The following is a 25,029-nucleotide window of genomic DNA, read 5'->3' as shown; positions in this document are numbered from 1 at the left end:
TTTAGCAGAATAGCGTTACATTAAAAATTTAGAGCTGATGGAGCGGTTGCCATGTACCCGTTGCATAACATCTGCAAAAAGTTCGGCACAGCTTACGACCCTAATCTTATCACACTTTTGTCTAAGCGGAATAGAATCGGTCACAATAAGCTCCGAAAGTTTAGAATTCTCTACACGCTCGTATGCTCCACCTGAAAGTACCGGATGTGTACAAATAGCTCGTACGCTTTTTGCTCCACGTTCAATCATAAGATCGGCGGCTTTGGTTAAGGTGCCAGCAGTATCTACCATATCATCAACCAATACCACATTTTTACCGGTCACATCACCAATTAATTCCATATGCGAAATAACATTAGCTTTTTCTCTTTGCTTATAACAAATTACCACGTCACTTTCTAGTTCCTTTGAATACGCATAAGCTCGCTTAGAACCTCCCATATCTGGGGAAGCGATGGTTAAATCTTCTAGCTTAAGACTTCTTAAATAAGGCAAGAAAACAGTGGATGCAAATAAATGATCTACCGGCTTTTCAAAAAATCCCTGAATTTGATCGGCGTGCAAATCCATGGTTATGATCCGGGTTGCTCCGGCTGTTTCCAGAATACTGGCTATCATTTTTGCAGCAATAGGTACACGAGGTTTATCTTTCCTATCCTGTCTTGCCCAACCAAAATAAGGCATTACTGCAGTGATATGCCTTGCAGAAGCACGTTTCGCTGCATCGAGCATTAAAAGCATTTCCATCAGGTTATCTGCGCCCGGATTAGTTGAACCAATGATAAATAATCGTGCCCCACGTACAGATTCCTCGAACGATGGCTGATATTCACCGTCACTATAGGTAGAAGTGATTACATTACCAAGCTTGATACCGTACGAAGCAGCAATTTTCTCTGCAAGATCCCGGCTTTGGGTACAGCTAAAAATCTTAGCTTCGGTTAAAGAAGTGCTCATTGTTGTGTTATTTAGTTGTGTTGTTTAATTTTAATTTATAGGTGCGATGCAAATTTAGAAATTAATTCTTTGTTAAGAACTTCAAATACGAATTCTATTTGCAGCTTTGAAACAACACAACACTGATGAGTCATTTTAGAAATAACAACCGCGGCTTCCACTTTTTGCTCTTCTATTGCGACTGTTTTTAGAAGTAAACACACTAAAACTAATATTCAAAGAAATAACATCAATCTTTGCATCATCTAAAATAAACGATTGAAAGCCTCCATCGTAAGGCAGTAAAGGTCTTTGATATTCATCCGACTCTAAAGTATAATTGTACATCAAACTGGCCTCAAGTCGATCACTAATTTCATATTTAATGCCAAATGGAATATTGATGGCATTCATATTATCCCGTAAGTCCTCTTCTCTGGTATCAAAATCATTCCTAACAATAAATTGATAGGCCGGACCTGCTAATATGGAAAACTTATCAATGATTTCGTAACCAAACAACAATTCTAAATTAACTTTATCAAGGGTATAAATCGGATTTGTATTTGGAAAATCATACTTCCCCCTGGAGCGGTAAAAAAGAACCTGAGGCCGAATCAAAAATTTATTAAAATCTCTTTCATAGAATACTCCTGCCTGCCCGCCGATCACAGGATTTGGAAATAAACTCAGGTTTGGCGCTGCAACTAATTCTCCATTTTTAGATTGCCAAGGATAATTTACACCTACTGTCACTCCAAACTTGGATTCTTGTGCACATAGAAAAGAAGTATTAATAAAAATTAATATAAATAAAATACGTTTCATAAAGATAGCTTTGGGGGGCACAAATTATAAATTATTTAAACTTCAGGAATTTTTTAATTAATAAATGTTTCCTAATTATCATTATATTAACGCCTCATTTAAATAAAAATTTCATAACCAAAAGAAACTATAGATGATCTTTAGGATTTAAAGAAGCACCCCCCACCTCGATCAATTAAAACATATATGGCATTCCCTATCACTTCACTATGCCAATTATTGAAATCCACAAATAAGGATACCCCAGATTAACCTGTAGTTGTATTTTCGTGTAAAAAAAACCGCTACACGTTCTGTGCAGCGGTTTTATAGTTCTTATAAAACATCGTGGTAATTTCTCTTTTTCAGATATCCTCTTCTAATGATTTGCCTTTTGTCTCCGGGAAAAATTTTATTGCAAATATTAATTGCAATATCATAGTAAGTGCAAAAAAACCAAAAGCGTAGGTGATTCCGTTAGCCAGGCCTGCAACCACCGGGAATAACCAGGTTAAAGCAGCCGCCCAGCACCAGTGGATAAAAGTTCCAAAGGATTGTCCAGCAGCACGAACCTTATTAGGAAAGACCTCGGAGATAAAAACCCAAATTACGGCTCCTTGCGAGAATGCAAAACTAGCTATAAAAAATAGCACAGGGACGATGAGAAAGCTTACACCTAACTCTCGATTATTAAGTAAATAGGTCGTAGCCAATAAACTTAAAATCATTCCTACGGAGCCTATGATCATCAATTTGCGCCGCCCAACCTTATCTATCAATACCATGGCCCCGATGGTAAATAGCATATTCACAAAACCAACGGAGGCTGCTTGTAAAAATGCACTGTCTTTCGTAATTCCAGCCGCTTCAAATATTCTGGGGGCATAGTACATAATAGCATTGATCCCGGAAAACTGATTAAAGGTAGCCATAAGGAATACCAGAATTAATGGTTTTAAATATTTCCTTTGAAATAATTTTTCCTGCTCCTTCTTTTGCTCAAAGGACCCTTTAATGGTTTGCAGTCTTTCTTCCGGGTTTGCCTCTCCCAGTGCTTTCAAAATAACGAAACTTTCTTCGTATCTTTTTCGAAAAACAAGCCAGCGAGGACTTTTAGGAATTAAAAATACCAAACCGAAAAAAATAAACGCAGGAATGGCTTCTACTCCAAGCATCCAGCGCCAGGAGTCGCTGCTCATATTAATTTTCAAAAAGTAATTTGAAATAAAGGCTAACAGAATTCCAAAAACGATGCTGAATTGAAAAAGCCCCACTAACCTTCCACGATAATCAGAAGGTGAAATTTCAGAAATATACATGGGAGCGATTACAGATGATGCGCCAACTCCAAGGCCACCTAAAAATCTCCAAAAAAGAAAAAGATACCAATTATCCGTCAAACCACATCCTAAAGCAGATAATCCAAAAAAAAGTCCTATAATGGAAAGTGACTTCTTTCTCCCCAGGTGCTGTGCAGGAGAAAAAGCAAATATAGCTCCGATAATGGTTCCGATTAAGGCAATAGAATTGGTAAATCCATGGGCGAAATTATCGAGCAGATAAAACGCTTTCAGGCCTTGTTCTGCACCGGAAATTACTGCCGTATCAAATCCGAATAACAATCCTCCAAGGCTGGATACCACAGCCCCAATAAGTAATTTCCTTTTTAATTGCATAATAGAAAGATTATTACGGTTCTGCTGTGGCCATTCCTACCATACTATCTGCCGTCCCGTAATACAAATACCATTTCCCCTTAAAAAAGGTTAATCCTTCTACGAAGGTGGTTCCATCTTTATACTGTCCGGATTTTTCAAAAGGCAACTCTGGTTTGAGGTAGGGTTCATCCGAACGGTCGATCAACTTCCAAGGCTCATTGGCATCAAACAATGCTTGACCACTGGTATAGACACGATTGCCCAGCTCTTCCACACCAATATTTTTCGAATTACCTGCATTATAAAGTACTACAATACCATTTTCTGTTAAGACAGGTGGCGGTCCGGCCTCCACGAGCCAGGAATCAAAATATCCGGGACGCGGATTTAAAACAGGAGCAAGATTTCCGGCATAGTCTTCTACAGGTTCCCAATTGATAAGGTCCGTAGAAGTTGCAAGCCAAATATGAGGCACCCCATAATACATATAATACTTGCCCTTTATCTTTGCCGCAACCAGTTTCCCGCCCTTTAATTGAGTAACTATTGCTCCGGACTTGGTCTCCTTATCGTGATATTTACCATTCTTAAAATCTTGGAAAACAGGTCCGTGTTTGGTCCAGTTTTTCAAATCTTTCGAGGTGGCCAAAGCCAGCCTCGGGGTTTTTCTATTCCACTGGGTATAGGTCAGAACGTAAGTTCCGTCTTCACTCTCTACAATCCTGGGATCTTCGGTACCTCCGGTCCATTCAAATTCTTTCTGGTCATCGTTATCAGGATAAAAAATAGGCTCATCTGCTCTTTTATAGATGCTTCCATCTTCTGAAGTGGCCAATCCTATTCTAGAGGTATGTCCTCCAATGGTATCGGTATGTCGGTCCTGCTCCGCCCTGTACAAAACATTTATTTTTCCATCTTTTACAATGGCAGCAGGATTGAAAGTAGCCATAGACTGCCAGACTACTTCTTGCCCGCTCATCGGGTCATTAAAAGTAGCCATAGTATCCCGTTGTATGATGGGCTGCGCATTTTGTGGACGCTCAAAAGGTCCTATCATCCATGACGCTTCGGCAGTGCTTACTTTGTTACGCTCTTTAACGGATTCACCTTTTTTAGTATCCGTATGACATGCGGTGGCTATACCTATTAGGCATAGCGCCATATACTTTAATTTAAAATTTATCATTGATTACACATTTTTTATTGATTAGTATCCGGGATTTTGTTCTATCTGTCCTCCAGAACGATCTATTTCTCCTTGTGGAATAGGATAAAGGCTGTTATAACTTTGGTAATTTTTTCCCAGGTTGGTCAATACATCCTCCGCAATACCCCAACGTTTTAGATCATTAAATCTTTGTGATTCAAAGCCCAACTCCACCCGTCTTTCATGACGCAAAATCTGTAGAGCTTCGGCCTTGGAAACCCCTGTGCCGGCATAATTAGGCAATGCATTGGAAGGGGTAGCGCTGCCATCAATCTTTGGAGTATTACGTGCTCGGGTACGAATCTGATCGATAATTGCCAAACCTTTCTCTATCTCTCCGTTCTCAATGAATGCTTCGGCTTTCCACAGCAGCACGTCAGCATAACGGATATATACTTTATTTCCCGGAGAATCTTCATTGCCCTTATATCTTCCATCGGTAGTCCCCAGTAGTTTATGTTGTTGTTGCTGGGCTACCTGAACCGTATATTCCAGTCTTGGATCATTTTCTTCAAATGCATCTAAAAAGTTCTGGGTTGGTGCCAAAAACCCCCAGCCCATTAATGCTGAAAGACCATTCCCTTTTGAGGGGGTGAGTCCTGAAACATGATCATATGAGAAAATTACTTCATTTTCCTGGTACTCTTTGTTTACATCGAAAGGATCAAAATAATTATTATCCAGAGAATAAAAGTTATACCCCTGCAATTGATTCACTTTATTAATCACTTCATTCCAATTTTGCTGAAACAAATTCACCTTTGCCTGCATGGCAATTGCCGCTCCGATAGAAACCCTCCACGGTTCAGCATTGCTGGAATATTTTTGTTCGGCCAGTAAGGAAACCGATTCCTGAAGATCTGCAGTTATTTGAGCCCAAATCTCCTGTTGCGTACTGCGTTTGGCTACCTGGTAAGCATCTGAAAAATCCTGTAAAGGCTCTGTAAGCAAAGGCACACCTCCAAAATTGTTGACCAGGTCAAAATAATAGAAGGCTCTCAAGAAATATACTTCTCCCAACAAGCGATCTTTTGTAGCTCCATCCATATCAACGGAAGACATGACCTCTGAGTTATTAAGCGTAGTTATTGCCTGATTTGCGCGTGAGATCCCTTCATAATCATAACTCCAGATTCCATTGAAACCGGGATTCATAGAAGTAAAATTAAATGCCGCAACTTCATCCATCCATGCCTGGTCACCATCAGGATTCCATTTCTTTTGCATATCGCCCGAAGCGATATCCTGAAGTAAGAAATCATTTCTGGTAATGGTCCCCTGATCCCAATTCCATTGTCCAATAACATTGAGAGTTCTGGAGAGTAATTGATAAGTTGAGTTAACCGAGGAGATAATAGAAGCAGCGGTTGGCTCGGTGTCTATTCGATCCTTGGTAATTAAACCGATAGGATCTTCATCCAGGTAGGAATCACAGCCTGAAAACGCTATAAAACATACCACTGTAAGAAATTTTAATATTGATTTTTTCATAATTGAAATCTTTAGACATTTAGAAGTTTGCATGAACTCCAAACAATATGGTTAATGATTGCGGATATGTTCCGAAATCGATTAAATCGGTAGATTCAGGATCTAAACCGGAATAATCGGTAAAAGTAAGTAAGTTCTGACCGGAGGTATATATTCTGAAATTCCCCACTTTTTCCACATCAAAAGTATATCCCAGCTCTACATTCTTAAGTCTTAGATAGGAAGCATCCTCCACAAAGATATCAGAGACTCTACTGCTTCCATTATCGGTAAAACTTACTCTGGGTATTGTATTGGTTGAACCTTCCCCATCCCAGGCGCCCAGTACACGATCCGTATAATTGAATGGCCTGGTATCATAATCGATAATTTTCTTTAAATCATTATAGCGGTCAACACCCTCAACCCCCTGAAAAAGAAAATTAAAATCAAAACTCATGTAATTCATGGAAACATTCAGACCATACGATAATTTTGGATTTGGATTTCCTATAAAATCACGATCATTGTCATTTATTACTCCGTTTCCATCTAAATCTTTAAATTTAATATCCCCCGGTTGTTGTGGCGGATTATTAGTTCCATATAGATGTTCAGAAACTTCCGTCTGATTTTGGTAAATCCCCTCTTGAACAAAACCATAATATGCATTTAGCGGATGGCCCTCCTGGGTTCTGGTGACATTCCCTGTAAGATAAGGTAAGTTAGGGTGCAAGGAATTCACCACATTCTTTAGTGTGGACAAATTCCCACTAATTTGAAATTTTAAAGGATTCTCATAATTCCTGTAAGATAATCCAAATTCCAGCCCGGAATTCTGCACCTCGCCTGAATTAAGATAAGTGGCCGAAACATCACCTACAAACTTGGGGAGAGAAATTGGAAGGAGTATATCCGAAGTAGTTTTCTCGAAATAATCAATACTTCCAGAGAGTTTGTTACTATACAATCCAAAATCGATCCCTATGTTCACTTGTGCTGTAGTTTCCCACTTTAAATCAGGATTCCCGTAACGACTAATCAGGTAACGATCGGCATCTCTTCGGTATAAGGTTAAATAGGCGTAATTGGGTATCTCCTGATTTCCAAGCTGCCCCCAACTGGCTCGCAACTTCAGTTGGTTCAACCAATCTAAATTATCCATAAAGTTTTCCTTCGAAATAGTCCAACCCGCTGAAATCGAAGGGAAGTATCCCCAGCGATTATCTTTTGAAAACCTCGAAGAAGCATCGGCTCGAAGATTAGCAGTGATTAAATATTTATCCTGGTAGGAATAGGTAGCAGAACCAAAATAGGAGAATAACGCCCATTCTTCGGCCAGCCCCCCATTCCATATGTCCCGATCGGTCCCACCAAAGTCGAGATATCTGAAATTAGGTTCGGTATAATCAAATCGTTGTCTTGAAGCATTTATTCCGGAAGAATTATTTTTTATAAATTCAATTCCAGCCAGTGCATTTATATCATGGTCTCCAATTTCTTTATTGTACATAAAGCTATTATTCCATGTAAAGGTCATGTCTTCATACCTGGATTCAGATAGATTGGTAGGACGATTTTGGCGTCCCAGACCGCTATCAATTTCTGCCCCCTGACCATCGTCATCTCCATAATTAGGATTAAAAGCCTTTTGATGACCAAAGTTTATATCTGCTCCGAAATTTGTTTTGAATTTCAAGGAGTTATCTGACAGGATCTGATATTCAGCGAATAAATTTCCAAACGTTTTAAAAGTTCTAGTCGTGTTATCGGTAAAATAGGCAAGCGCTATAGGGTTTTGAGAATATTCATATTTATTGCTTTCAAAATTATCAGGATCAACATAAAAAGGCAAGTCTGTAAAAGGGTCTTCTTCTGAATATGTAGGATCTGAAGGATTTTTATAAACCGGTATAATGGGAGGGCGCAGAAAAGCATGACGTATGATTCCTGGTGCATCCCCTTTCGAAGAAATTTTATCCTGCTGTTCATATGATATTTGAACATTCGCCCCCACTTTAATGCGATTGGTGACATTGGAATTTATATTGCTACGCAGGTTTAGACGGTTAAATTTATCATTGTCGTAGACTACAATTCCGTCTTGCCCGTAATATCCAGCACTTAAGAAGAAATTTGTTTTTTCATTACCTCCGGATGTGGAGAGTTGTACACTATTTGTTTTTCCCAATTCAAATAGTTCATCTAAATAGTCTACGTCAGCGAAATCGGATCTACCAGCATCGGCGAGATAGGGATTGGTTCCGGAATAGCCCGCATTATTCCAGGCAGTGGTCACGGTATTTAGGTATTGATCCGCATTAAGCATATTAGGCAAATTGGTGACTTTTTGCAAGCCTCCGAAATAATCTATTTGAAAACCGCTGCGATCAGAACCACTTTTGGTTTCTATAACAATAACTCCACCAGCAGCCCTTGAACCGTAAATGGAGGCAGCTGCCGCATCTTTTAAGACCGACATAGACTTTATATCGGAAGGATTTAGGAAAGAGATTTCTCTACTGGGAACACCGTCAATAATATATAAGGGATTATTATTGCCTATCGTTCCGTTACCCCGTATTCGGACTTCCACTTCTTCGCCCGGGGCACCCGTACTTTGAGTAATATTTACTCCCGCAACCTGCCCCTGTAATGCCTGAGTTACGCCCGGAACTCTGCGGGATTCTAATTGTTTGACATTAACAGATGATACGGCCCCAGTGATGGTTGACTCTTTTTGGGATTGATAACCTACTATAACCAGTTCATCGAGCTGCTCTGTACTTTCCTGCAGTACCACTTCTACGTTATTTTCACCATTCCACGGTATCTCCCTAGTCACATAGCCTAAATAAGAGAATACAAGAGTTACATCTTGACTAGAAACATCGATTTCGTATTTCCCGTCAAAGTCTGAAACGGTACCATTTTCAGTACCTTTTTCACTGATAGAAACCCCAGGCAATGGACCACGAGCATCTTTTACAGTACCTGTAATTGTTTGTGAGTAAGCTATACTTCCCGCACAGATCGCCCATACGAATAAGAGGCAGGAAACGCTTTTTTGTGTTATCATAATTAAGTATTCAAAGATTAATATAAGAACTGCGATTATTATCCGAATTCGCTCTCGGAATCTATTTCCTTTGATTCAATTCCTTCTGAGGAATTAAAACCTAATAGTACTCATGTTAGGCCTATAAAAATGCTCCCATAGAAATGACCATCTCATAAGTTTCCAATTGTAATTTTATCATTTTGGCATCTACAACGATATAGTAAAACGTTTTACATGATGAATTTAAAAAATACAGTACTAATATAATCAAATTTAGTAAAACGTTTTACATATTATTAATTTGTAAGGATAATTTTAAAATTTCACACCCTACAAAAAGCTATTTTTTATCGTAAATAGTTAATTTACAGGAATCTCTGGTGATTAAATTTCCGGGAAGAATTTTTTGAAAAATTTCGTTTTTATCGTTTTTCGCCCTTAGAAGTTCGAGTGTACCCTTGATTAACTCGGTTGCCATGGCAGGTACAGGTTGTGATAAAACACTAATGGAAGGGGTGTGTAGTTCAAATAAATCTCTGTCGTCAAATGTGATTACAGCTAACTCATCAGGTATATTCTTATGTAATTCTTTTAATCCTTTTAGTCCATTAATAGCTAAACCATTGGTGGCAAACAGGATACCATCGACAGCTGTATGTTTATTGATGAATTTTTCAAATTGGATACGACCTGCTTTTGTTTTAACATCTTTAAATGGAAGAAGCAATGAAATTGGCTGGGATTGGTGATCTTTGATGGCGTCTTTGTACCCTTCAAGCCGCTCACTCATACAGCTGAAATCTGATTTCAATCCTACGTAAGCAATATTTTTGCATCCTGATGAAATTAACTTGTTAACTGCCATTTTAGCTCCATTAAAATTATCAAGTATTACATAATTATGCTCTGTAGAAGTATAACGGCGGTCAAAAAGCATGATAACCTCATTTTTTTGAGTAATTAATTCCTGTATTTCTTTTTCGAAATTTTCGGGAGGAGTAATTATAAAAGCATCGACCTGTCTATTTTGAAATAAAGAAATGAGTTCAGCGGCTCTATCCTTATTGTTTTCGGTACTACAGTAAATGATCTTATATCCATTTTTATAGGCAATTTCTTCCATTTCCTTGGCTACAGCTGAAAAAAAGGGGTCAGAAATATCCTCTGCCATAAATACTATAGTTTTGGTTTTCCCCGTTCGGAGGGTCTGAGCAGAAGTATTTGGCTCATAGCCAACTTTCTCAATGTAATCTTCAACCTTTTTTATTACTTCATCACTAATTCGGTTCTTGGCTTTTTTGTTAATAATAAAAGAGATTGTAGTAATTGAGATCCCCAACTCTTTTGAAATATCTTTAATGGATACTCTTTGCTTCTTTTTCATTTTTTGATGATAAGTAATAGGATTCCCAGCTTCGAAAAGTAAGTAAATTTACGAAAGATAAATGCAATATAAAACGTTTTACTAAAAAAGAACTCATTACAGTCTGAATGAGAAAATGAACTCAAATAGATAAGCAGAAAAGCATTTAAGTAGACATTATGGGGTGCATGGCTCTATTTATATAGCACCAGTACATTAGGAAACCTATTACCTAAAAAAGATAATTATGAAATACTCATGTTTTAAGAGCCGCAAAGAACAATGAGTTTTTTGTTTAACTATATAGTAAGGATATAAACTCTTATCGATTATAAAAGCCATTGACTACGAGCAGTTTTTTTGCGTTGGATGCGAAATACATTTATTGTTGCTACGGTTAGAAACAGCAGCAAAATTCGCTGAATGGAGAGCAAGTAAGAAAAACCGAGAGCTCCGGAAGCTGACAGTAAACACCTATAGCTACGGTTTAAATTGTCGAAGTCAGTTTATAAAATCAGCCCTTATACAGTTAATTCATGTATCCTTACTAAGGGTTAAAACATTTTAAATTTATTGGGTTAAATCGGAAAAGCTATTACATACAAGTGGCTTTTTTCGTGTAATAAATGGAAATACGATAGATAAATCCTTATCGTTGAGTACACTCTAATTTTGATGTATTAAACTTTTTTACCTTTTGAGAGCCATCGGTTTTGCGGTGGCTTTTTTTATATTAATTTATATCACAGTATAAAAAATATATAACAATATTGTTACATAACTAAAATGTTATATCTTTGTATTATGAAGTCTAGTTCTTTGATAAGGCTGGTTGAAAGCGATGGTTGGTACAAAGTTCGAACAAAAGGAAGTCACCATCATTTCAAGCATCCTTCAAAAAGGGGGATCGTTACAATACCACATCCAAAAAAAGATGTACCTATAGGAACGGTAAAGTCGATTTTAAAACAGGCGGGGTTGGACTAACCACCCTCCCCCGTCTTTTCTATCAAAGAATAGCAGATAGATCGTACAAAAACAAAACAATGGCACAAGAAGTAATTCGAGTTTTCGTCGAGAAGGCAGACGACGGAACTTATTGGGGTAGTACCCAAAATCTCCCTGGAGGAGTAACTGCTTACGGAAATTCTTTAGAAGAGTTAAAAGAAAGTTTTACTTCAGCATTTAATGATTATTTAGAGATAGCTGAAGATTTAGATGAAGATTGGATCGATGAAGTAAAATCGATAGAACGTGTAGAATATGTAATGAACATCCCTTCATTATTTAAGTTATTACCTGAATTAAAAATATCATCCATAGCCAAAAAGGCAGGAATAAATGAATCTTTGATGCGTCAATATGCTTCTGGTAAAGCTAATGCTTCAGAAGAGAGAGCAAAGATTATAGAAAACGCTATTCACGAATTAGGACAAGAATTAATATCAGTTTCGCTTTAACCCCTTAAAACAGGACTTCATTTGAAAGACGCTTTAATCGGCGTCTTTTTTATTTCATTTTTCTAATGATCGAATAAATAGATCTTTCACTTAAATTGAATTTTTCAGCAGTGTTGGTTAGAACTTGCACTTTCTTTTGGAGTTTGGAATCTGTGATAGCCTTAATTAAACTTCCATTTGTGTTTGCTTACCCAATGGTTCGCTCTCATAATTTTAGTCACTCTACATCTGGATATACAGTAACCTTCACGTTTAAGTTTTTCTGCTATTCGTGTAGCGCCATAACGCTGTTTACTCAGGTCAAGTTCCTTTTTTATTAAATCTGTAAGGCTATGTTCCAATGCTCGCTTTGAAGGGCCAGCTGTGTACCACCTATAAAAACTACTCCTACTTATTTTAAAAACCTGCACAGCCTCTCTATCGGATATAAATCCATAGATTTCCCATCACTCTTGGAGAAGATGTGCACGGCCTTTTTTAATATTTCAAGTTCAAGTTCCTTTTCTTTAAGAGCATTGCGAATTCTTTCAAGCGCTAAAGTATGATCGGTTATTGGTTTTTCAGGCTTAGGCAATGTAGCTGTTTTAGCTGCCTTGCGCCATTTGTAGATCCTTTGGACTTCTATGCCTAGTTCATCTGCTAATTCTTTTATATTCTCGCGCTGGTAACTTAAACGAACTGCTTGCTCCTTTAATTCCGGATTGTAATATGGTTTTTTCATGGTTCTAAGATATTTGTTTAGTAAAAAACGGTCTTAAATTTTGTGTCCGAATAAAAGTAGTAACTCCAGGAGGGACATAGAGTAATAAAAACCAAAGGCGCTATCAAAAGCATTATTCGGCCAATGGTAAAATGGAGGTTAAATTTGATTCCCAATCGAACAAAACCACCTTTGTGACCTATATTGGTGGTGATGCCTATTCCGCCCCTTTAATATTCCATGAAGAAAAAGGAAGCAGTACGGTCTCCAATTATTTTTACCTGCACAGGGATTATCTGGGAAGTATCTTATCGATCACCGATAGCAATGGTAATTTTAAGAAAAAGCGACATTTTGATGCCTGGGGAAAAATTGTAAAACTTACTGATGGCAATAACAACAACCTTACCAGTTTTAACATATAGGACCGGGGGTATACCGGACACGAGCACTTAATGTGGGTAGGGATCATTCATATGAACGGGCGTTTATATGATGCCATGCTCCACCGGTTCTTAAGTCCCGATAATTATGTGCAGGATCCATCCAATCCCCTAAATTTTAACCGATATTCCTATGTACTTAATAATCCTCTAATCTATATAGATGTAAATGGTGAATTCTGGCATATAGTAATCGGAGCAGTCGTTGGTGGATTAGTTAATCTGGCTGTGAAAGCCGTTCAAGGGAAAATTCATAATTGGAAAGATGGTTTTGTAGCATTTGGTATAGGTACTGCAGCAGGAGCTATTGGAGCGACAACTGGTGGAGGTGCTTTTACAATGGCAGGAGGTGCTGCAGGAGGAGTGTGGGAGGATTTTTAGCTGGAGGCCTTGCTGGTACGGCTTTTGCTTCTCCAGTCCAAAATTTAGGAAATCACTTATATTTTGGTGATCCATTAATGACTCCAAAGCAGTATATTACGGGCATAGCAATCGGTGGTGTTACTGGGGGAATAGTGAATGGAGGAATAGCTGCTCTGAACGGTCGTAATTTTTAGAATGGAGATGTATTAGGAAGACCTCAAATAGCTCCTGTACCATCTTTAAAACCTTATGATAAAGGTCAAGAAGGCTTGAAACTTAATAATATTAAACAAAATACTGAACATATTGAATCACTAAATAAAACAGCAAATTACCGAATCCCAGATGAAATGATAGTTGATGAGTTTGATGTTGTGCAACAAATTGGAGAGGTAAAACATTATGCTCTAAACCGAACTGTTAGCTATACAAAACAATTACAAGATTTTATTACGTATGCAAACCAACATCAAATTAAATTTAATTTATATGTTCCGAATGGCGTAAATATATCTAAGCCACTGCAAGAAGCAATTAATAGTTCTTCTTTATTGAAAATCGTTAGATACACTAGGTAAACTTATTGAATATGAATATGAGCGAAAAAAATGAATCAACCTCGACATTTAAAAATTTTAAGGCAATGTATGAGGAATTAAGTCGAGCAGGCTATCCTGATATTAAGAAATATGGGAATAATAATGATTACATAAAAGTTTTAAAAAATGGAAATTATGACTTAGAAACATATATTGAAATTATAAAAAAATGGCTACCTAAAATAGAATATAAAACAGGTGGTCTATTATTGATTGCTAAGACTGATATTAAATATGATGGTAGCATTATAATTCCAATATTTAACGAAGCTGATACAGCGGATCGTTGGCGAATTTGTTCAGCGATTGTTAAAAACCCACCTTTGAATATTAACGATTGGGTTAAATCTATATATTTATCCAAAACCTATAGCTACTCCGAAATAGGAATTCTTCCGCTAGCAATAATAAAAATGTTTCCAAAAGATCAAGCTAGAGAAATTTTGAGAGAAGGTTTTGATCATAATTATAGAGTAACTCCAGAAGCATTGGGTAAAATTGGAGAATTAGAGGATATTCCATTTTTAGAAAATAAGTTGAACCGCCACTATGATGCTACTCATGTACATCGGGATATCAATAAAGCTATTAGTAAAATAAAAAAAAGAGGCAATGGATCTGTAAAATAAACTTTGTTCAATTCCTCTGGGGCTAGCCCCAGAGGAATTAGATTTATAACTAACGATATTGACCATAAATTGTGGAAAAGAGTACAATTTTATCATATAGCATTCCATTCCTTCTCAATTTTTCATGTAGACAGGTAGATGAGCTTGGCTAGTAATTCATCATTAGTAAAAGAAAGTTTATGGCATGTGGCGGATACCGCCCCTCTACAATAGCCTTACAGATAATTACTAGTTTCTATTAATCTTTGCTCAGCATCAAATCATACCTTTTTAAATCAAAAAATATAATTTTATAAAATATAAGGAAATGTTGTACCTATGTTATACCTGAAAATAAAAAAGCTGAGACATTTATCTCAGCTTTCCCTTGTACCTTGGGTGGGAATCGAACCCACACTTCCGAAGAAACTGGATTTTGAATTTTATTCCTACCCTATACTAAAACCTAACCCTTTAATTTTCAGATTATTTTTTTTTACCTTTCACACTAAAATCATCTTTATAGGCTCCGCTATAGGCTTGCAAAAAATCAAAAAAACTTTCCTTCATAATTTCTTTTAGCGTCGCAATATAAACCTCTAAAGCTATTCTATAAAGGGGAAATTTCCCCTAACTTAATTTGTTAAAATTATCTAAATTTAAATTTTAACTTTTAAAAACTTAATTATGAATAGTCACTACACACCAATTTTGAAAGCAAAATCTGGAGAATTTAAAGCCTTAAAAAAGCTTAAGATTGAAACAAGAGAGAATCTCACTCCACTTTTCGAAATCCCACCAATAACTTATGATTATGTCAACGAGAAACCTTCGAAAACGATTGAGAAACACCTACAGACTATAATTAACGGCATATCTGGTACAGGAAGAAGGCAATTCCCATGTTATATTGATGTTGAATTGTTAGATGAAATTAAAATAAGAAATAAATACATTTTACTCTCTCTTTTAGAAAACTTGAGAGAGAAAAGAGAATTTGGAATACCGGTTATCAGGCTAAAATTTGACAATGATTATTTAAACGAATTAAAACATGAAATTCAAAATAATTCTAAAAGAATTTGCGTAAGACTTACACAAGATGACTTTGAGGATTTTGATTTACAAGTAGAAATAGAAAGAATAATCGAAGTTTTGGAAATAAATCTAAATCAAATTGATATCGTATTAGATTTTGGATTCCTCCGTAACGAACAAGAATCTATGCTAAGTCAATTTTCAAAGTTAATGGTTAATTCGCTTCCGTTTCTGAATGATTATAATAAAATTATACTTTCTCTAACAGCATTTCCCGAAAATCTTTCCGGGATAAGTGGAGATTCTATGGAAAAAATACCTAGATCTGAATTTAAAATCTGGAAGAATATAATTGCATCAAAGATAAAACGTAAACCAGAATTTGGAGACTATGCCATTGCTAATCCAGAATTGTTTGAAATGGATCCTAGAACGATAAGAATGAGTGTAAACCTTAGATACACCATAGCTAATGATTGGTTAATTTTAAAAGGAAGAGATGCTAAGAGATTTGGATATGATCAATTCTACGGTCTATGCGATCAACTAGTTAATCATTCCGGAGAATTTTATGGAGAAGACTTCAGCTGGGGAGATAATGAAATATTAGAAAAATCTCGTCAAATAGGAGGTACTGGTAATGCTACGACCTGGCGACAAATTGGCACTAACCACCACTTAGAACTAGTTGTTGATCAGTTGTCCTCCATCCCTTTCGATTCTTAAGATAAGATCTAACCTCAGAGTTTAATTCTTCAAGGGAAAGAACCTCAGTTAACCTTTGCCATAATGCACGTCTCGGTTTACTTTTGTATCCCCTATCTTTCCCTAATCTTTCTAGGATCTCTAAGGTCTCATTTTTCCATAATAGTTGAGCCAACGATATTGCTTCAATCTTTGGATTTAACTTGCAGTGCCTAACACTCTTTATGGACAAGCTATTTCCCTTCTGATTCTTAGCCTCCATAATACCCCAAAACTCAGGAACCATTTCTTTCACTTCCTCCAAGTGATTTCTCCCAACTACTATAGTAACATAATCGAAAACCTTATTATAATATTGGATTTGTAAAGGTAACCGCTTTAAATTATCTTTTTCACTTTTGATCTCCCATCCCCACAAGTGACCATTCACAACAGCAATATCTATTTTAGAAGATCCTTGACAAATACCTAGTTCATCAATTATAACTGAATCAGGATCATGCTTATAAAAGCTGGAAAGGTAATTAGAATGTAACTCTAATCTAATATCTATATCCTTCATTTTTAAATATTATCAAGATTACATTTTAGAGCTTTTTTCCAAAAGCTCTTGATTTAAAGTAAGTACTTCGACTCCTTTAACGAAAAAATCACCATCATCTGTTACGATTATATAATTATTCTTTTTTGCTAAGTAAAAAAGAAAACTATCGTTGAAATCTAAGCCAAAATCAAATTTAGAAAGAACATGCTTATATTTTATATTTTTACCAAACTCATCATTTTTAAGCTCTACACTCTCTAAGTACGTCTTAAATTCATCAGCGATTAGCATACAACCAGAACGATACTCTTTAGAAGGTCGAAATTGCTCTTTATAGAATCTACTAGCTAATGGTTCTTTTGCACCAATTCTCTCAATAAATTTCTTTAAATAAACTTCTCTTAATAATCTATTCATTACTTCAGAAACCACTAAGGCGGGTAAAATTATATTAGCCCCCTTGCAGTCCACAAGATCAAAAAAGAATTCTCTGTATAAATTAGCTTTCTTTCTATTCTTATTGCTGGATCTAATTACGTTAATCCAAATATTTGCATCAAGTAGAAATTTTTTTTTCGGAGGATCCGTAAGATCATAATCTGTAAGCCTGGCTATACTATAATCACTCATTTAATGAGTTTGAGCATTTTCCAACCATTCGTCATATTTATCTCCCATCTTTACGTTATCTAAAACATCGTTTACCTTTGTCTCAAATATTGGCTGATCGATAGGATAAATAAATTTTACATTAGACTCTTTATCAGGGAACATCATAACGAATTTACCTATAGATTCGTTTAAAAAGGCAGAAGAAAGTAACTCTATACCTTCAAATGAAATTTCTATTTCATTAGAACCCTGAGCAGCCTCATTTAAACTACTAAAAAAGCTTTTACCCTGTTTAGGGTTCGTAGCCAAAGATGATCCTAAAATTTTTTTTAATTCCATTTTCATAGTCTTAAATATAAATATAAAACCTTTTAAAAACAAATTCGATGCAAAAAGGCGTGCAAATTTAGCGTATTTTATCTGAGAAAAGCAAATTAATCACAGAGCCGGCAAATTCACATCCCAGAGACATGGTAAAACCAGGCATAGACTCAGAGTTCCAAAACTTATCACCACTTACAATTTGCATATAGCTATTATTAGCTTCACAGTATTTTAGCAAATTATGTAAACCAAGACCACCAGGCACATCTTTTTTTGTGGTATTTCCACTTTCCAAAGCCCAAATAATTGCAGAACCATGATCTGTTATCTTGGACTCCTTTTCTCTAATTGCAGGTAAAAACCCTACTCCAATATCTACTATCGAAAAATTAAGTAAATTCTTCTTAGGAAAATATTGTCCACAAACAAAAAATGGATCATTTGTCCGCGAATGCTGTATAATATTACTTGATATTTCTGTAAGCTCTTGAGCAATGCCTAATTTTACTTTTCTTGAAAAATTTGGCATCCCTCTATGACCCAAAACATCATTAGTAATATAACTTACAAACTCTTCATCGTTATCTGCATTTGGCTGAAATGATTTAAGTTGAATTGTGGACTCTCTCTCATCTACGGCCTCTCCTTCAATAAACAAACCATTTCTAAAAAGCACACTGTACTCTTTTTGCAAATACTCGAAATCAAGTGCAAATTTCAGCCCATTATCCTTATTCAACTTATACAATATTGCATATAAAACACAGGAAAGATTCGCATCGAAGAATCCCATTTTATACATGTCGATCTCTATGACCTGGTTTTTATAGCCAACGGCTTTATTGTAAAATTGAAATAACTTCTTAATCCCTCTTGAATCTGTATTGAGGTTACCTTCTATATCGATTTTAGTTATTATTCTATTGTTCTGCAAAAGGTTATAACTTAAGATTGATAAACAAAGATATTATTTTTTCAAATTCAAAAAACTTCTAACGCCCGTGACTATAAAAAGATTAATCAAAAAAAATAAAAAAGTAATATCAAAAGCCACATAATTAAACTCTCATTCAATTTATTTTATGATCATTAACTTGCTATAAATACCTGAGCCAATCATAATCGATTAAGTGTTCTAAATTATTGGTTTCTGTTTTATCTGGATTCGATCTCAAATATTTACCAGAATCACCATTGACTACTTTTACCTCTTCTCCAATTTTCCATCCACACAAATTATAATTCAAAATCCAGGTAAATGCAGAATTATTAGGATTCTCTAATAATTGGATGGCATACCTTTTATCAACTTTTTTAGCAAAGCTTACTGAATCATTAGATTTCTCATGAAAAGCATAATGAGTAATAACACCATTCTTGCTCCAGTAACATTTGATAAGATCGCTGATAAGCCTTCGCTACTTCTTCACGCTCTGCAACGGTTTTCTTTTGATTTATGCCGCGATAGTACTTGCATTTAATATTCATCTTCCCGGTTTCGGGATCTCGCCAATAAAAATATGCATACCATTTATCGCCAGGAGCAACACTTTTTCGCCCCTTCTTTTTTGGAATGTAAATTTTTACTTCGGAATATTTCCTCTTACTCATATCGACGATTTCGAACGAAATAGGCTCCTTTGTAGGCTCCTTTGTAGGCTCCTTTGTGATATTCACCTCAATTTTCATACAAGTAATATTGAGGGCTAAAAACAACAAAACCCCTGTAATTGCAGGGGTTTTGCTCTCTAGTACCTTGGGTGGGAATCGAACCCACACTCTCGAAAGAACTGGATTTTGAATCCAGCGCGTCTACCAATTCCGCCACCAAGGCAATTGGACGGCAAAATTAAAAAATTATTTGACATCAACTGCTTTTTTTTTACAAAAATCAGATTTCAGTTGACATATTCTTCTTACTAAATTTAAACGCATTAAGCATTAAAGAAAATTATCTCTCTACATTTAAAGCAAATTAAGAACTTCGGAAAAAGCTTTCGAGATTTGAATCAAAAAATCTTCGTTAGTATTCTTGATTTAAAAAAGAGATCATTACCCCTAAAGGATTAAAAATCCACCTCGGGATAGAGGTGGATTTAAGAAACAAAAGGAATGAACAGGTTTACAAAACCTGTCTCGTTATTTTCTTAAAGAGAAACTCTTTAAGCTAACATAAATTTGGATGTATTTCACCAAACCTGAATCAATCTCAAAAGAACAGAAAAAACCTTAGAAAACTGTTAGCTGCAATTCATCTAAATGTAAAATTTAGCTTCAGTAATTGTTAGCTATATTACCTTAATATGAAGCTTTATAAATATTTACAACCCTAAAAGAAGTAAGTGATTCAGAATAGGTTGTTTACCATATCTAACTACTGAAAACAAAAAACTCCCGACTTTACATCGGGAGTATAATTTCATAAATGAAATCGAGAATACGTTCATTAACTTCGCTGAGAAGTAGAAAACAAATAAAGTTTCCCAGCCAGTTTTTAGAACTTGCCCCCTATAAAGGGAATTGAACGAAATACTTCATTAAATTGGATTAAGAACCACCAGCAAAATGAATTATTACTTCAAAAATATCTCATAAAACTGTGTAACACCATACCCATACGAGGGGATATTTTAAAAATCGTATTTGCGCTGTAAAGCGTAGCGCAGCAATTCTCCCGGGCCATGTAAACCGAGTTTTCTAATCATGTTTTTACGATGAGTTTCTACCGTGGTTTTTCCGATAAATAAAGCATCCGCTATTTGCTGATTGGTTTTACCTTTACCTACCAGTTTTAAGATTTCAATTTGGCGTTTCGTAAGAATTCCGGTATTCTCGTTAGGTGTGTTTTCAGTAGCAAGACTTAAATTGGGATCGTAATATAAATTTCCTTCAGAAACCTTTAATATTGCTTTTTCCATTTCAGAAAGGGGAGAATTTTTTAGCAAGTATCCGGTGGCACCGGCCTGCAACATTAAATCTACCGCCTCGTCCTGATCAAACATGCTAAAGGCAATAATCCCAATCCTGTCGAATTTTGCTTTTATCAGTTTTGCTGCTTCAATTCCGTCCATCACCGGCATTTTCACATCGGTTAGTACAACATCAGGAATATTTTTTTCTACCAGTTTTACTAGATCCTCGCCATTTTTGGCGTGACCGATAATCGATATACTATCGTGATATTTGAAATAAGCCAAAATCCCATCGGCTACGGCTAAATGATCTTCGGCAACTACCACTCTAATCATGATTTGGGAATATTTAAAATGACAGTAGTACCACTACCCGAATGGCTATCTATATCTACATTACCGCCAAGATGTTCTACCCGCTTTATAATCGAAGCCAATCCCATCCCGTCGTTATCTTTTATAATAGAAGGGTCAAAACCTTTACCGTTATCCTCTACCATGATATTGATATGATCTTCAAAAGAAGTAAGATGAACAATAATTTCTGAAGCTTCAGCGTGTTTAATCACATTGGTAATTAATTCCTGTACGATCCTGAAAATCGTGATTTCTACACTATTTTCTAAGCGCTCATCCATATCATGCGCTTCTACCTGAACCACAAGATTATTCCCTACAGAAACTTTTGAAGCAAAATTCTTTATGGACGGCACCAAACCTTCACTGGTTTTTAGACCGGCATTACGCTGGTGCGCGTAATTTCTAACCTGCTGATAGGTTTCATCTAAAAGTGAGTTGGTGGTTTTAAACAACTCGTCCTGCTCGTCGCGAAGACGATCGGTCTTGGTTTTTAAATTCTGAAAATGCAGTTTTAAGGTAGCCAGCAATCCTCCTAAATTATCATGAAGATCGTTGGCAATACGCTGGCGCTCTTTTTCCTGCCCCTCGATCATAGCATCTAAGCCTGCAAGCTCCTGATCCTTAAGCTGCTTTTCTAATTCGTTTTTCTCTAAAGCCGACTGCTTAACTTCTAATTGCTTTTTGGCAATACGGGTACGGTACACCAAATAAGTAGCAATAAGCAACAACACCAAAAGAATGACTCCTGAAATTAACCAAAATCGAGATTGCTTTAATTGCAGGTTTTCATTTTCTTTTTTCTGAACCTCATATTTGGTTTGGATGTCGAAAATCGCCTTTTCCTGTTCTTGTAGATTTAAACTATCCTGATAGGCCTGAGTTAATTTGTAATACTCCAGAGCTTTTGTCGGTTTCTCGGCAAGCTCATAAGTTTTGGCCATGAGATCATATAAAAAACGCTTACGTTCTTTACTGTATTCTTTACCTAAAAGCGAATCTGCTTTTTGATAATTTTCAATCGCTTTATCATACTCGCCTAACTTTTTATAAGCACTGGCCGTATTTTGAAAGCTAGCTTGTATGTATTCAGACTTTTTATATAATCTTCTAGAAGTTGTAAAATAATATAAAGCGGAATCTTTATAGGAGGTAAATTCATTATGCAATACCCCAAAATTATTTAGCATGTGGGCTTCTGCCAGCGTATCCTTATCGATTCTTATTAATTGCAATGCTTTCTTAAAATAGTTAAAAGAACTGTCCACTGTTGTTTCTCTGGCAAAATTCCCTGCAATCCGAATATAGGCTTTGCGCAGGTTTTTCGGATCATTCTGAGAAAGATGGTAATCCAGATAGGCTTTTATATATTCATCATAGTTTAAATGATCACCACCAATATTTCTTACGACCTGAAAAAGTTCCAGATTAATGGTCGCTAATTTCTCCAGACTATCCAATGCCGTATAAAGCTTACGTGCTTTCAATAATAATGGATAAGCATCTGAATCTTCCTTCCTGAATTTATAGTTGGCAGATTTTAAATAATAAAACCTGGCTTTTTGTGGGATGGATAAGGTATTGGTGTCAATTTTCGATAAGATATTTAAGGATAATTGATAGTTATCGGCTTCTTTAGAAGCTTCAGCCTTATCTAAAAGGTTTTGCTGAGCAAAGCAAGACACCAGCCCAAAAGTTAAAAATCCAAAAAAAGCCAGGATACTTTTCATTACCCCATACCGTTCAACACGCTCTCGCCAACAGTTTCTTCGTCCTCAGGATCTCCTACTCCACCACCTAGTCCTACAGCTAGCTTCCAGATAATTTTAAATTTTAAATATTTAAAGTTTTGATTACTTAAATCTAGCTCGATCTTTTCTACGATAGTCACATCACTCGGAGTAATCTTTTTATCCCCTCTTAAATAGATTTCAATTTTTAGAATATCATGAATCGCGGGACTATTACCAATTACTTTATAGCCAGCATTGCTAAAATTTTGGGGTAAATGTAAATCTACCGTGTACTGATTATCTCCTTCGATTTTCTGTAAATTATCCACGTAAAAAAGCGGAGCTGTGTTAGGGTCTTTCATTTTTTAAATTATAGTTTTAACATATTTTTAAAAATAAGAAATATATCAACTCCAAAAAAACAAGCTTCAATTTTATCGAATATCAAAGAAATTCTACATTATACCTTATAATTCTTAATAAGAACCGGCCTAACTAGTTTTATATTTAGTGTTTACCAACATGAAGCAGGTTTGATGCCAATTCCATTTTCAAACATTTGTAAGAAACAACTTTCAAACCTTCTAAGCGTTAGGAAAAAGACGGTAAAATCAACAAAATCCCTTGCTTTATAACCGGGAAAAATCTTTCAAAACAATAGAGAAACAAGGCTAAAAATTCCTTCAATAATAACAAATTAAGCTTTATTCTTTCTTTGGTTTCTTTTTCATTTTATGAATCCAGATAAAGGTTCCAGTAATAGGGAGACTCGTTGCAATCAAACAGGCTAAAAAATAAAGGAGCTTAGAGAAACCTCCATAAATACTTCCTGTATGCAAAGGTTTAATTAAAGAAGCTATTCTTAGATTAATAGGTTTATCATTAAAAACTTCCTTTTTAAGCACCTTCCCATCTCGATCTACAATTAGATTGTCGGCAATAAGTGGTGAAAGTTTAGCCGATTCATATTTTCTAATGCTATAAACACCCTTGTCCCCAGAAGGAAAACTAATTGATGTTTTGCCTTCATAATTTAGTTCCTGTGCGGTGATTTTTTCTACCGCAGCAATTGATATCATTTCATCTTCATCAATTTGTGCCTCACTTTCTACACGTGGGCCTCCACGCCCACCAAAAATTTGAGCGCCCATTACCTCGCTCCCTAAATCACGATACCATTGGAACGACCAACACAAACCGGTAAGCGACATAATAGCTAAAAAGATACAGGCATAAAATCCTAAGGTATTATGTAAATCGTGGTTAATACGTTTCCATCTGGCCGAAAATTTAATTTTAAAGCCGGGTTTTAAAGTTTTCCAGTTGATTTTTTTCTTTGGAAACCAAAGCACGATCCCAGTGATCGATAATATTAAAAAGATAATTGTAGCAACACCAACAATAGGCCGCCCAATCGAAGAATCTAACAGTAACCATCGATGTAATTTAAACATAGAAAAGAAAAAGCCATCTAAAGAAGATTCACGTTTTTTACTGAATTCGGCAGAATAAGGATTTACATAATAGGTGGTTCCGCGGCGTTGTTCAGGGGATTCTTTTACACTAAACTCGTAAGCTTCGCCGTCTTTAGCCGGTACGGTAACCGAACTTACCATCCCTTCACTTTCTAATACCGAAATTAACTGTTCTATCGATAATTTTTCATCTCCGCCTTCAACCGTAAAATCTTCGGCAAAAAGATCTTTTATTTCGTCTTCAAAAGTAAGTATGGTTCCGCTAAAACAAACCAAAAATAAAATGATCCCGCTGCCTAATCCTAACCATAAATGAACATCATTTATAAATGCGCGTAAACTGTAATTTTTCTTTTTCTTCATTGAATTTCCATTATTATTTTACCCAATTAATTAATGCAAGATCAATAATTTATTTATTTAGACTTATTTAATATAAAATCCAAAAATAATAAGCTTTCTTAATTATTTATAATTCAATCAGACTTATTTTAAAAAAACAACAACCTATAATTTTATAAATCAAAACTTTGAGAGACGTTTGGACTGCATTAACCCTAAGGTATTTTAGAATTTAAAATTCATTTATGACTATGGGATCGAAAAACATCTATTTTCGATATCTAATTAACCCAAAAATCCAAATAAAGCCAT

25 protein-coding genes, 1 tRNA gene and 1 pseudogene are annotated in these 25,029 nt (G+C 35.8%); 7 read left to right on the top strand and 20 right to left on the bottom strand.

Annotation, left to right across the window (positions count from 1 at the left end):
• Positions 1–15: 15 nt before the first annotated feature.
• The 7 genes from ZPR_RS02150 to ZPR_RS02120 all read right to left on the bottom strand — a co-directional run bounded on the left by ZPR_RS02150 (position 16) and on the right by ZPR_RS02120 (position 10,523).
• On the bottom strand, positions 16–957 hold the full coding sequence (locus ZPR_RS02150; protein ID WP_013069959.1) for a ribose-phosphate pyrophosphokinase: 942 nt from the start codon (positions 955–957) through the stop codon (positions 16–18).
• Between the two features lie 135 nt (positions 958–1,092).
• A complete protein-coding gene (locus ZPR_RS02145) occupies positions 1,093–1,764 on the bottom strand; it encodes an outer membrane beta-barrel protein (protein ID WP_013069958.1) in 672 nt (223 codons plus the stop codon).
• A 344-nt stretch (positions 1,765–2,108) separates the two neighbouring features.
• Positions 2,109–3,419 (bottom strand): sugar porter family MFS transporter, encoded by a 1,311-nt coding sequence (locus tag ZPR_RS02140; RefSeq protein ID WP_013069957.1) that lies wholly within the window; start codon positions 3,417–3,419, stop codon positions 2,109–2,111.
• A gap of 13 nt (positions 3,420–3,432) precedes the next feature.
• Entirely contained in the window at positions 3,433–4,587 is a 1,155-nt protein-coding gene (locus tag ZPR_RS02135) for a glycoside hydrolase family 130 protein (protein ID WP_013069956.1), read from the bottom strand.
• 21 nt (positions 4,588–4,608) lie between these two features.
• On the bottom strand, positions 4,609–6,099 hold the full coding sequence (locus tag ZPR_RS02130; protein ID WP_013069955.1) for a RagB/SusD family nutrient uptake outer membrane protein: 1,491 nt from the start codon (positions 6,097–6,099) through the stop codon (positions 4,609–4,611).
• Positions 6,100–6,118: 19 nt separating this feature from the next.
• Complete coding sequence (locus ZPR_RS02125) at positions 6,119–9,157, bottom strand: SusC/RagA family TonB-linked outer membrane protein (RefSeq protein WP_013069954.1); 3,039 nt, start codon at positions 9,155–9,157, stop codon at positions 6,119–6,121.
• A 322-nt stretch (positions 9,158–9,479) separates the two neighbouring features.
• A complete protein-coding gene (locus ZPR_RS02120; protein ID WP_013069953.1) occupies positions 9,480–10,523 on the bottom strand; it encodes a LacI family DNA-binding transcriptional regulator in 1,044 nt (347 codons plus the stop codon).
• 783 nt (positions 10,524–11,306) lie between these two features.
• Between ZPR_RS02120 and ZPR_RS22805 the strand changes: the two genes are divergently transcribed.
• Entirely contained in the window at positions 11,307–11,489 is a 183-nt protein-coding gene (locus tag ZPR_RS22805) for a type II toxin-antitoxin system HicA family toxin (protein WP_083759719.1), read from the top strand.
• A 59-nt stretch (positions 11,490–11,548) separates the two neighbouring features.
• Entirely contained in the window at positions 11,549–11,962 is a 414-nt protein-coding gene (locus tag ZPR_RS02115) for a hypothetical protein (RefSeq protein ID WP_013069952.1), read from the top strand.
• A 161-nt stretch (positions 11,963–12,123) separates the two neighbouring features.
• Here the strand turns inward: ZPR_RS02115 and ZPR_RS24000 are convergent, their stop codons facing one another.
• Together ZPR_RS24000 and ZPR_RS02110 are read right to left on the bottom strand one after the other, a co-directional pair.
• On the bottom strand, positions 12,124–12,372 hold the full coding sequence (locus ZPR_RS24000) for an IS3 family transposase (protein ID WP_394329736.1): 249 nt from the start codon (positions 12,370–12,372) through the stop codon (positions 12,124–12,126).
• Positions 12,354–12,683, bottom strand: a complete 330-nt coding sequence (locus tag ZPR_RS02110; protein ID WP_013069951.1) for a transposase — start codon at positions 12,681–12,683, stop codon at positions 12,354–12,356. The genes ZPR_RS24000 and ZPR_RS02110 overlap by 19 nt, the downstream gene beginning before the upstream one ends.
• Positions 12,684–12,814: 131 nt before the next feature.
• Between ZPR_RS02110 and ZPR_RS23625 the strand changes: the two genes are divergently transcribed.
• From ZPR_RS23625 to ZPR_RS02085, 5 genes and pseudogenes are all read left to right on the top strand, one after another.
• Positions 12,815–13,087: a hypothetical protein gene (locus ZPR_RS23625; RefSeq protein WP_013069950.1), complete on the top strand. Its 273-nt coding sequence runs from the start codon at positions 12,815–12,817 to the stop codon at positions 13,085–13,087.
• Between the two features lie 18 nt (positions 13,088–13,105).
• Positions 13,106–13,486: pseudogene (locus ZPR_RS23620) on the top strand (RHS repeat domain-containing protein); the annotation flags it as partial.
• 251 nt (positions 13,487–13,737) lie between these two features.
• Positions 13,738–14,046: a putative toxin gene (locus tag ZPR_RS02095; RefSeq protein ID WP_041578540.1), complete on the top strand. Its 309-nt coding sequence runs from the start codon at positions 13,738–13,740 to the stop codon at positions 14,044–14,046.
• Positions 14,047–14,057: 11 nt separating this feature from the next.
• Positions 14,058–14,696, top strand: a complete 639-nt coding sequence (locus ZPR_RS02090) for a hypothetical protein (protein ID WP_013069947.1) — start codon at positions 14,058–14,060, stop codon at positions 14,694–14,696.
• 666 nt (positions 14,697–15,362) lie between these two features.
• Positions 15,363–16,439: a beta family protein gene (locus ZPR_RS02085; RefSeq protein ID WP_013069945.1), complete on the top strand. Its 1,077-nt coding sequence runs from the start codon at positions 15,363–15,365 to the stop codon at positions 16,437–16,439.
• Here the strand turns inward: ZPR_RS02085 and ZPR_RS02080 are convergent.
• The 11 genes from ZPR_RS02080 to ZPR_RS02035 all read right to left on the bottom strand — a co-directional run bounded on the left by ZPR_RS02080 (position 16,381) and on the right by ZPR_RS02035 (position 24,738).
• Entirely contained in the window at positions 16,381–16,980 is a 600-nt protein-coding gene (locus ZPR_RS02080; RefSeq protein WP_041578539.1) for a sce7726 family protein, read from the bottom strand. The genes ZPR_RS02085 and ZPR_RS02080 overlap by 59 nt on opposite strands.
• Before the next feature lie 18 nt (positions 16,981–16,998).
• The gene (locus tag ZPR_RS02075; protein WP_013069944.1) at positions 16,999–17,592 is read right to left on the bottom strand and encodes a type II toxin-antitoxin system VapC family toxin; all 594 of its coding nucleotides are present in this window, start codon (positions 17,590–17,592) and stop codon (positions 16,999–17,001) included.
• Positions 17,593–17,913, bottom strand: a complete 321-nt coding sequence (locus ZPR_RS02070) for an STAS-like domain-containing protein (RefSeq protein ID WP_187288253.1) — start codon at positions 17,911–17,913, stop codon at positions 17,593–17,595. It lies immediately after the preceding gene.
• A gap of 67 nt (positions 17,914–17,980) precedes the next feature.
• Positions 17,981–18,832 (bottom strand): hypothetical protein, encoded by an 852-nt coding sequence (locus tag ZPR_RS02065; protein ID WP_013069942.1) that lies wholly within the window; start codon positions 18,830–18,832, stop codon positions 17,981–17,983.
• Positions 18,833–18,995: 163 nt separating this feature from the next.
• Entirely contained in the window at positions 18,996–19,265 is a 270-nt protein-coding gene (locus tag ZPR_RS23995; RefSeq protein ID WP_394329742.1) for a DUF3892 domain-containing protein, read from the bottom strand.
• Positions 19,243–19,587 (bottom strand): hypothetical protein, encoded by a 345-nt coding sequence (locus ZPR_RS22790; RefSeq protein WP_013069940.1) that lies wholly within the window; start codon positions 19,585–19,587, stop codon positions 19,243–19,245. The genes ZPR_RS23995 and ZPR_RS22790 overlap by 23 nt, the downstream gene beginning before the upstream one ends.
• A 63-nt stretch (positions 19,588–19,650) precedes the next feature.
• Positions 19,651–19,732, bottom strand: a tRNA-Leu gene (locus ZPR_RS02055).
• A gap of 796 nt (positions 19,733–20,528) precedes the next feature.
• A complete protein-coding gene (locus ZPR_RS02050; protein WP_013069939.1) occupies positions 20,529–21,146 on the bottom strand; it encodes a response regulator in 618 nt (205 codons plus the stop codon).
• On the bottom strand, positions 21,143–22,897 hold the full coding sequence (locus tag ZPR_RS02045; protein WP_013069938.1) for an ATP-binding protein: 1,755 nt from the start codon (positions 22,895–22,897) through the stop codon (positions 21,143–21,145). The genes ZPR_RS02050 and ZPR_RS02045 overlap by 4 nt, the downstream gene beginning before the upstream one ends.
• Entirely contained in the window at positions 22,897–23,262 is a 366-nt protein-coding gene (locus ZPR_RS02040; protein ID WP_013069937.1) for a hypothetical protein, read from the bottom strand. Before ZPR_RS02040 ends, ZPR_RS02045 begins: the two co-directional genes overlap by 1 nt.
• Before the next feature lie 342 nt (positions 23,263–23,604).
• A complete protein-coding gene (locus ZPR_RS02035; RefSeq protein WP_013069936.1) occupies positions 23,605–24,738 on the bottom strand; it encodes a PepSY-associated TM helix domain-containing protein in 1,134 nt (377 codons plus the stop codon).
• Positions 24,739–25,029 lie beyond the last annotated feature (291 nt).

The organism is Zunongwangia profunda SM-A87, assembly GCF_000023465.1.
GTDB lineage: Bacteria > Bacteroidota > Bacteroidia > Flavobacteriales > Flavobacteriaceae > Zunongwangia > Zunongwangia profunda.
Note: the sequence above shows the minus strand (reverse complement) of the source record. Positions and strands in the feature narration are given on the sequence as shown.

Excerpts from the sequence above, each read along its gene's own strand:
- ZPR_RS02075 (WP_013069944.1), bottom strand. The coding sequence starts at position 17,592 with ATGAGTGATTATAGTATAGCCAGGCTTACAGATTATGATCTTACGGAT.
- ZPR_RS23625 (WP_013069950.1), top strand. The coding sequence starts at position 12,815 with ATGGAGGTTAAATTTGATTCCCAATCGAACAAAACCACCTTTGTGACC.
- ZPR_RS02080 (WP_041578539.1), bottom strand. The coding sequence starts at position 16,980 with ATGAAGGATATAGATATTAGATTAGAGTTACATTCTAATTACCTTTCC.
- ZPR_RS02050 (WP_013069939.1), bottom strand. The coding sequence starts at position 21,146 with ATGATTAGAGTGGTAGTTGCCGAAGATCATTTAGCCGTAGCCGATGGG.
- ZPR_RS02045 (WP_013069938.1), bottom strand. The coding sequence starts at position 22,897 with ATGAAAAGTATCCTGGCTTTTTTTGGATTTTTAACTTTTGGGCTGGTG.
- ZPR_RS02130 (WP_013069955.1), bottom strand. The coding sequence starts at position 6,099 with ATGAAAAAATCAATATTAAAATTTCTTACAGTGGTATGTTTTATAGCG.
- ZPR_RS02150 (WP_013069959.1), bottom strand. The coding sequence starts at position 957 with ATGAGCACTTCTTTAACCGAAGCTAAGATTTTTAGCTGTACCCAAAGC.
- ZPR_RS22790 (WP_013069940.1), bottom strand. The coding sequence starts at position 19,587 with ATGAAAATTGAGGTGAATATCACAAAGGAGCCTACAAAGGAGCCTACA.
- ZPR_RS02145 (WP_013069958.1), bottom strand. The coding sequence starts at position 1,764 with ATGAAACGTATTTTATTTATATTAATTTTTATTAATACTTCTTTTCTA.
- ZPR_RS02040 (WP_013069937.1), bottom strand. The coding sequence starts at position 23,262 with ATGAAAGACCCTAACACAGCTCCGCTTTTTTACGTGGATAATTTACAG.
- ZPR_RS02115 (WP_013069952.1), top strand. The coding sequence starts at position 11,549 with ATGGCACAAGAAGTAATTCGAGTTTTCGTCGAGAAGGCAGACGACGGA.
- ZPR_RS02135 (WP_013069956.1), bottom strand. The coding sequence starts at position 4,587 with ATGATAAATTTTAAATTAAAGTATATGGCGCTATGCCTAATAGGTATA.
- ZPR_RS02035 (WP_013069936.1), bottom strand. The coding sequence starts at position 24,738 with ATGAAGAAAAAGAAAAATTACAGTTTACGCGCATTTATAAATGATGTT.
- ZPR_RS02085 (WP_013069945.1), top strand. The coding sequence starts at position 15,363 with ATGAATAGTCACTACACACCAATTTTGAAAGCAAAATCTGGAGAATTT.
- ZPR_RS02120 (WP_013069953.1), bottom strand. The coding sequence starts at position 10,523 with ATGAAAAAGAAGCAAAGAGTATCCATTAAAGATATTTCAAAAGAGTTG.
- ZPR_RS02110 (WP_013069951.1), bottom strand. The coding sequence starts at position 12,683 with ATGAAAAAACCATATTACAATCCGGAATTAAAGGAGCAAGCAGTTCGT.
- ZPR_RS02140 (WP_013069957.1), bottom strand. The coding sequence starts at position 3,419 with ATGCAATTAAAAAGGAAATTACTTATTGGGGCTGTGGTATCCAGCCTT.
- ZPR_RS02125 (WP_013069954.1), bottom strand. The coding sequence starts at position 9,157 with ATGATAACACAAAAAAGCGTTTCCTGCCTCTTATTCGTATGGGCGATC.
- ZPR_RS02070 (WP_187288253.1), bottom strand. The coding sequence starts at position 17,913 with ATGGAATTAAAAAAAATTTTAGGATCATCTTTGGCTACGAACCCTAAA.
- ZPR_RS22805 (WP_083759719.1), top strand. The coding sequence starts at position 11,307 with ATGAAGTCTAGTTCTTTGATAAGGCTGGTTGAAAGCGATGGTTGGTAC.
- ZPR_RS02090 (WP_013069947.1), top strand. The coding sequence starts at position 14,058 with ATGAATATGAGCGAAAAAAATGAATCAACCTCGACATTTAAAAATTTT.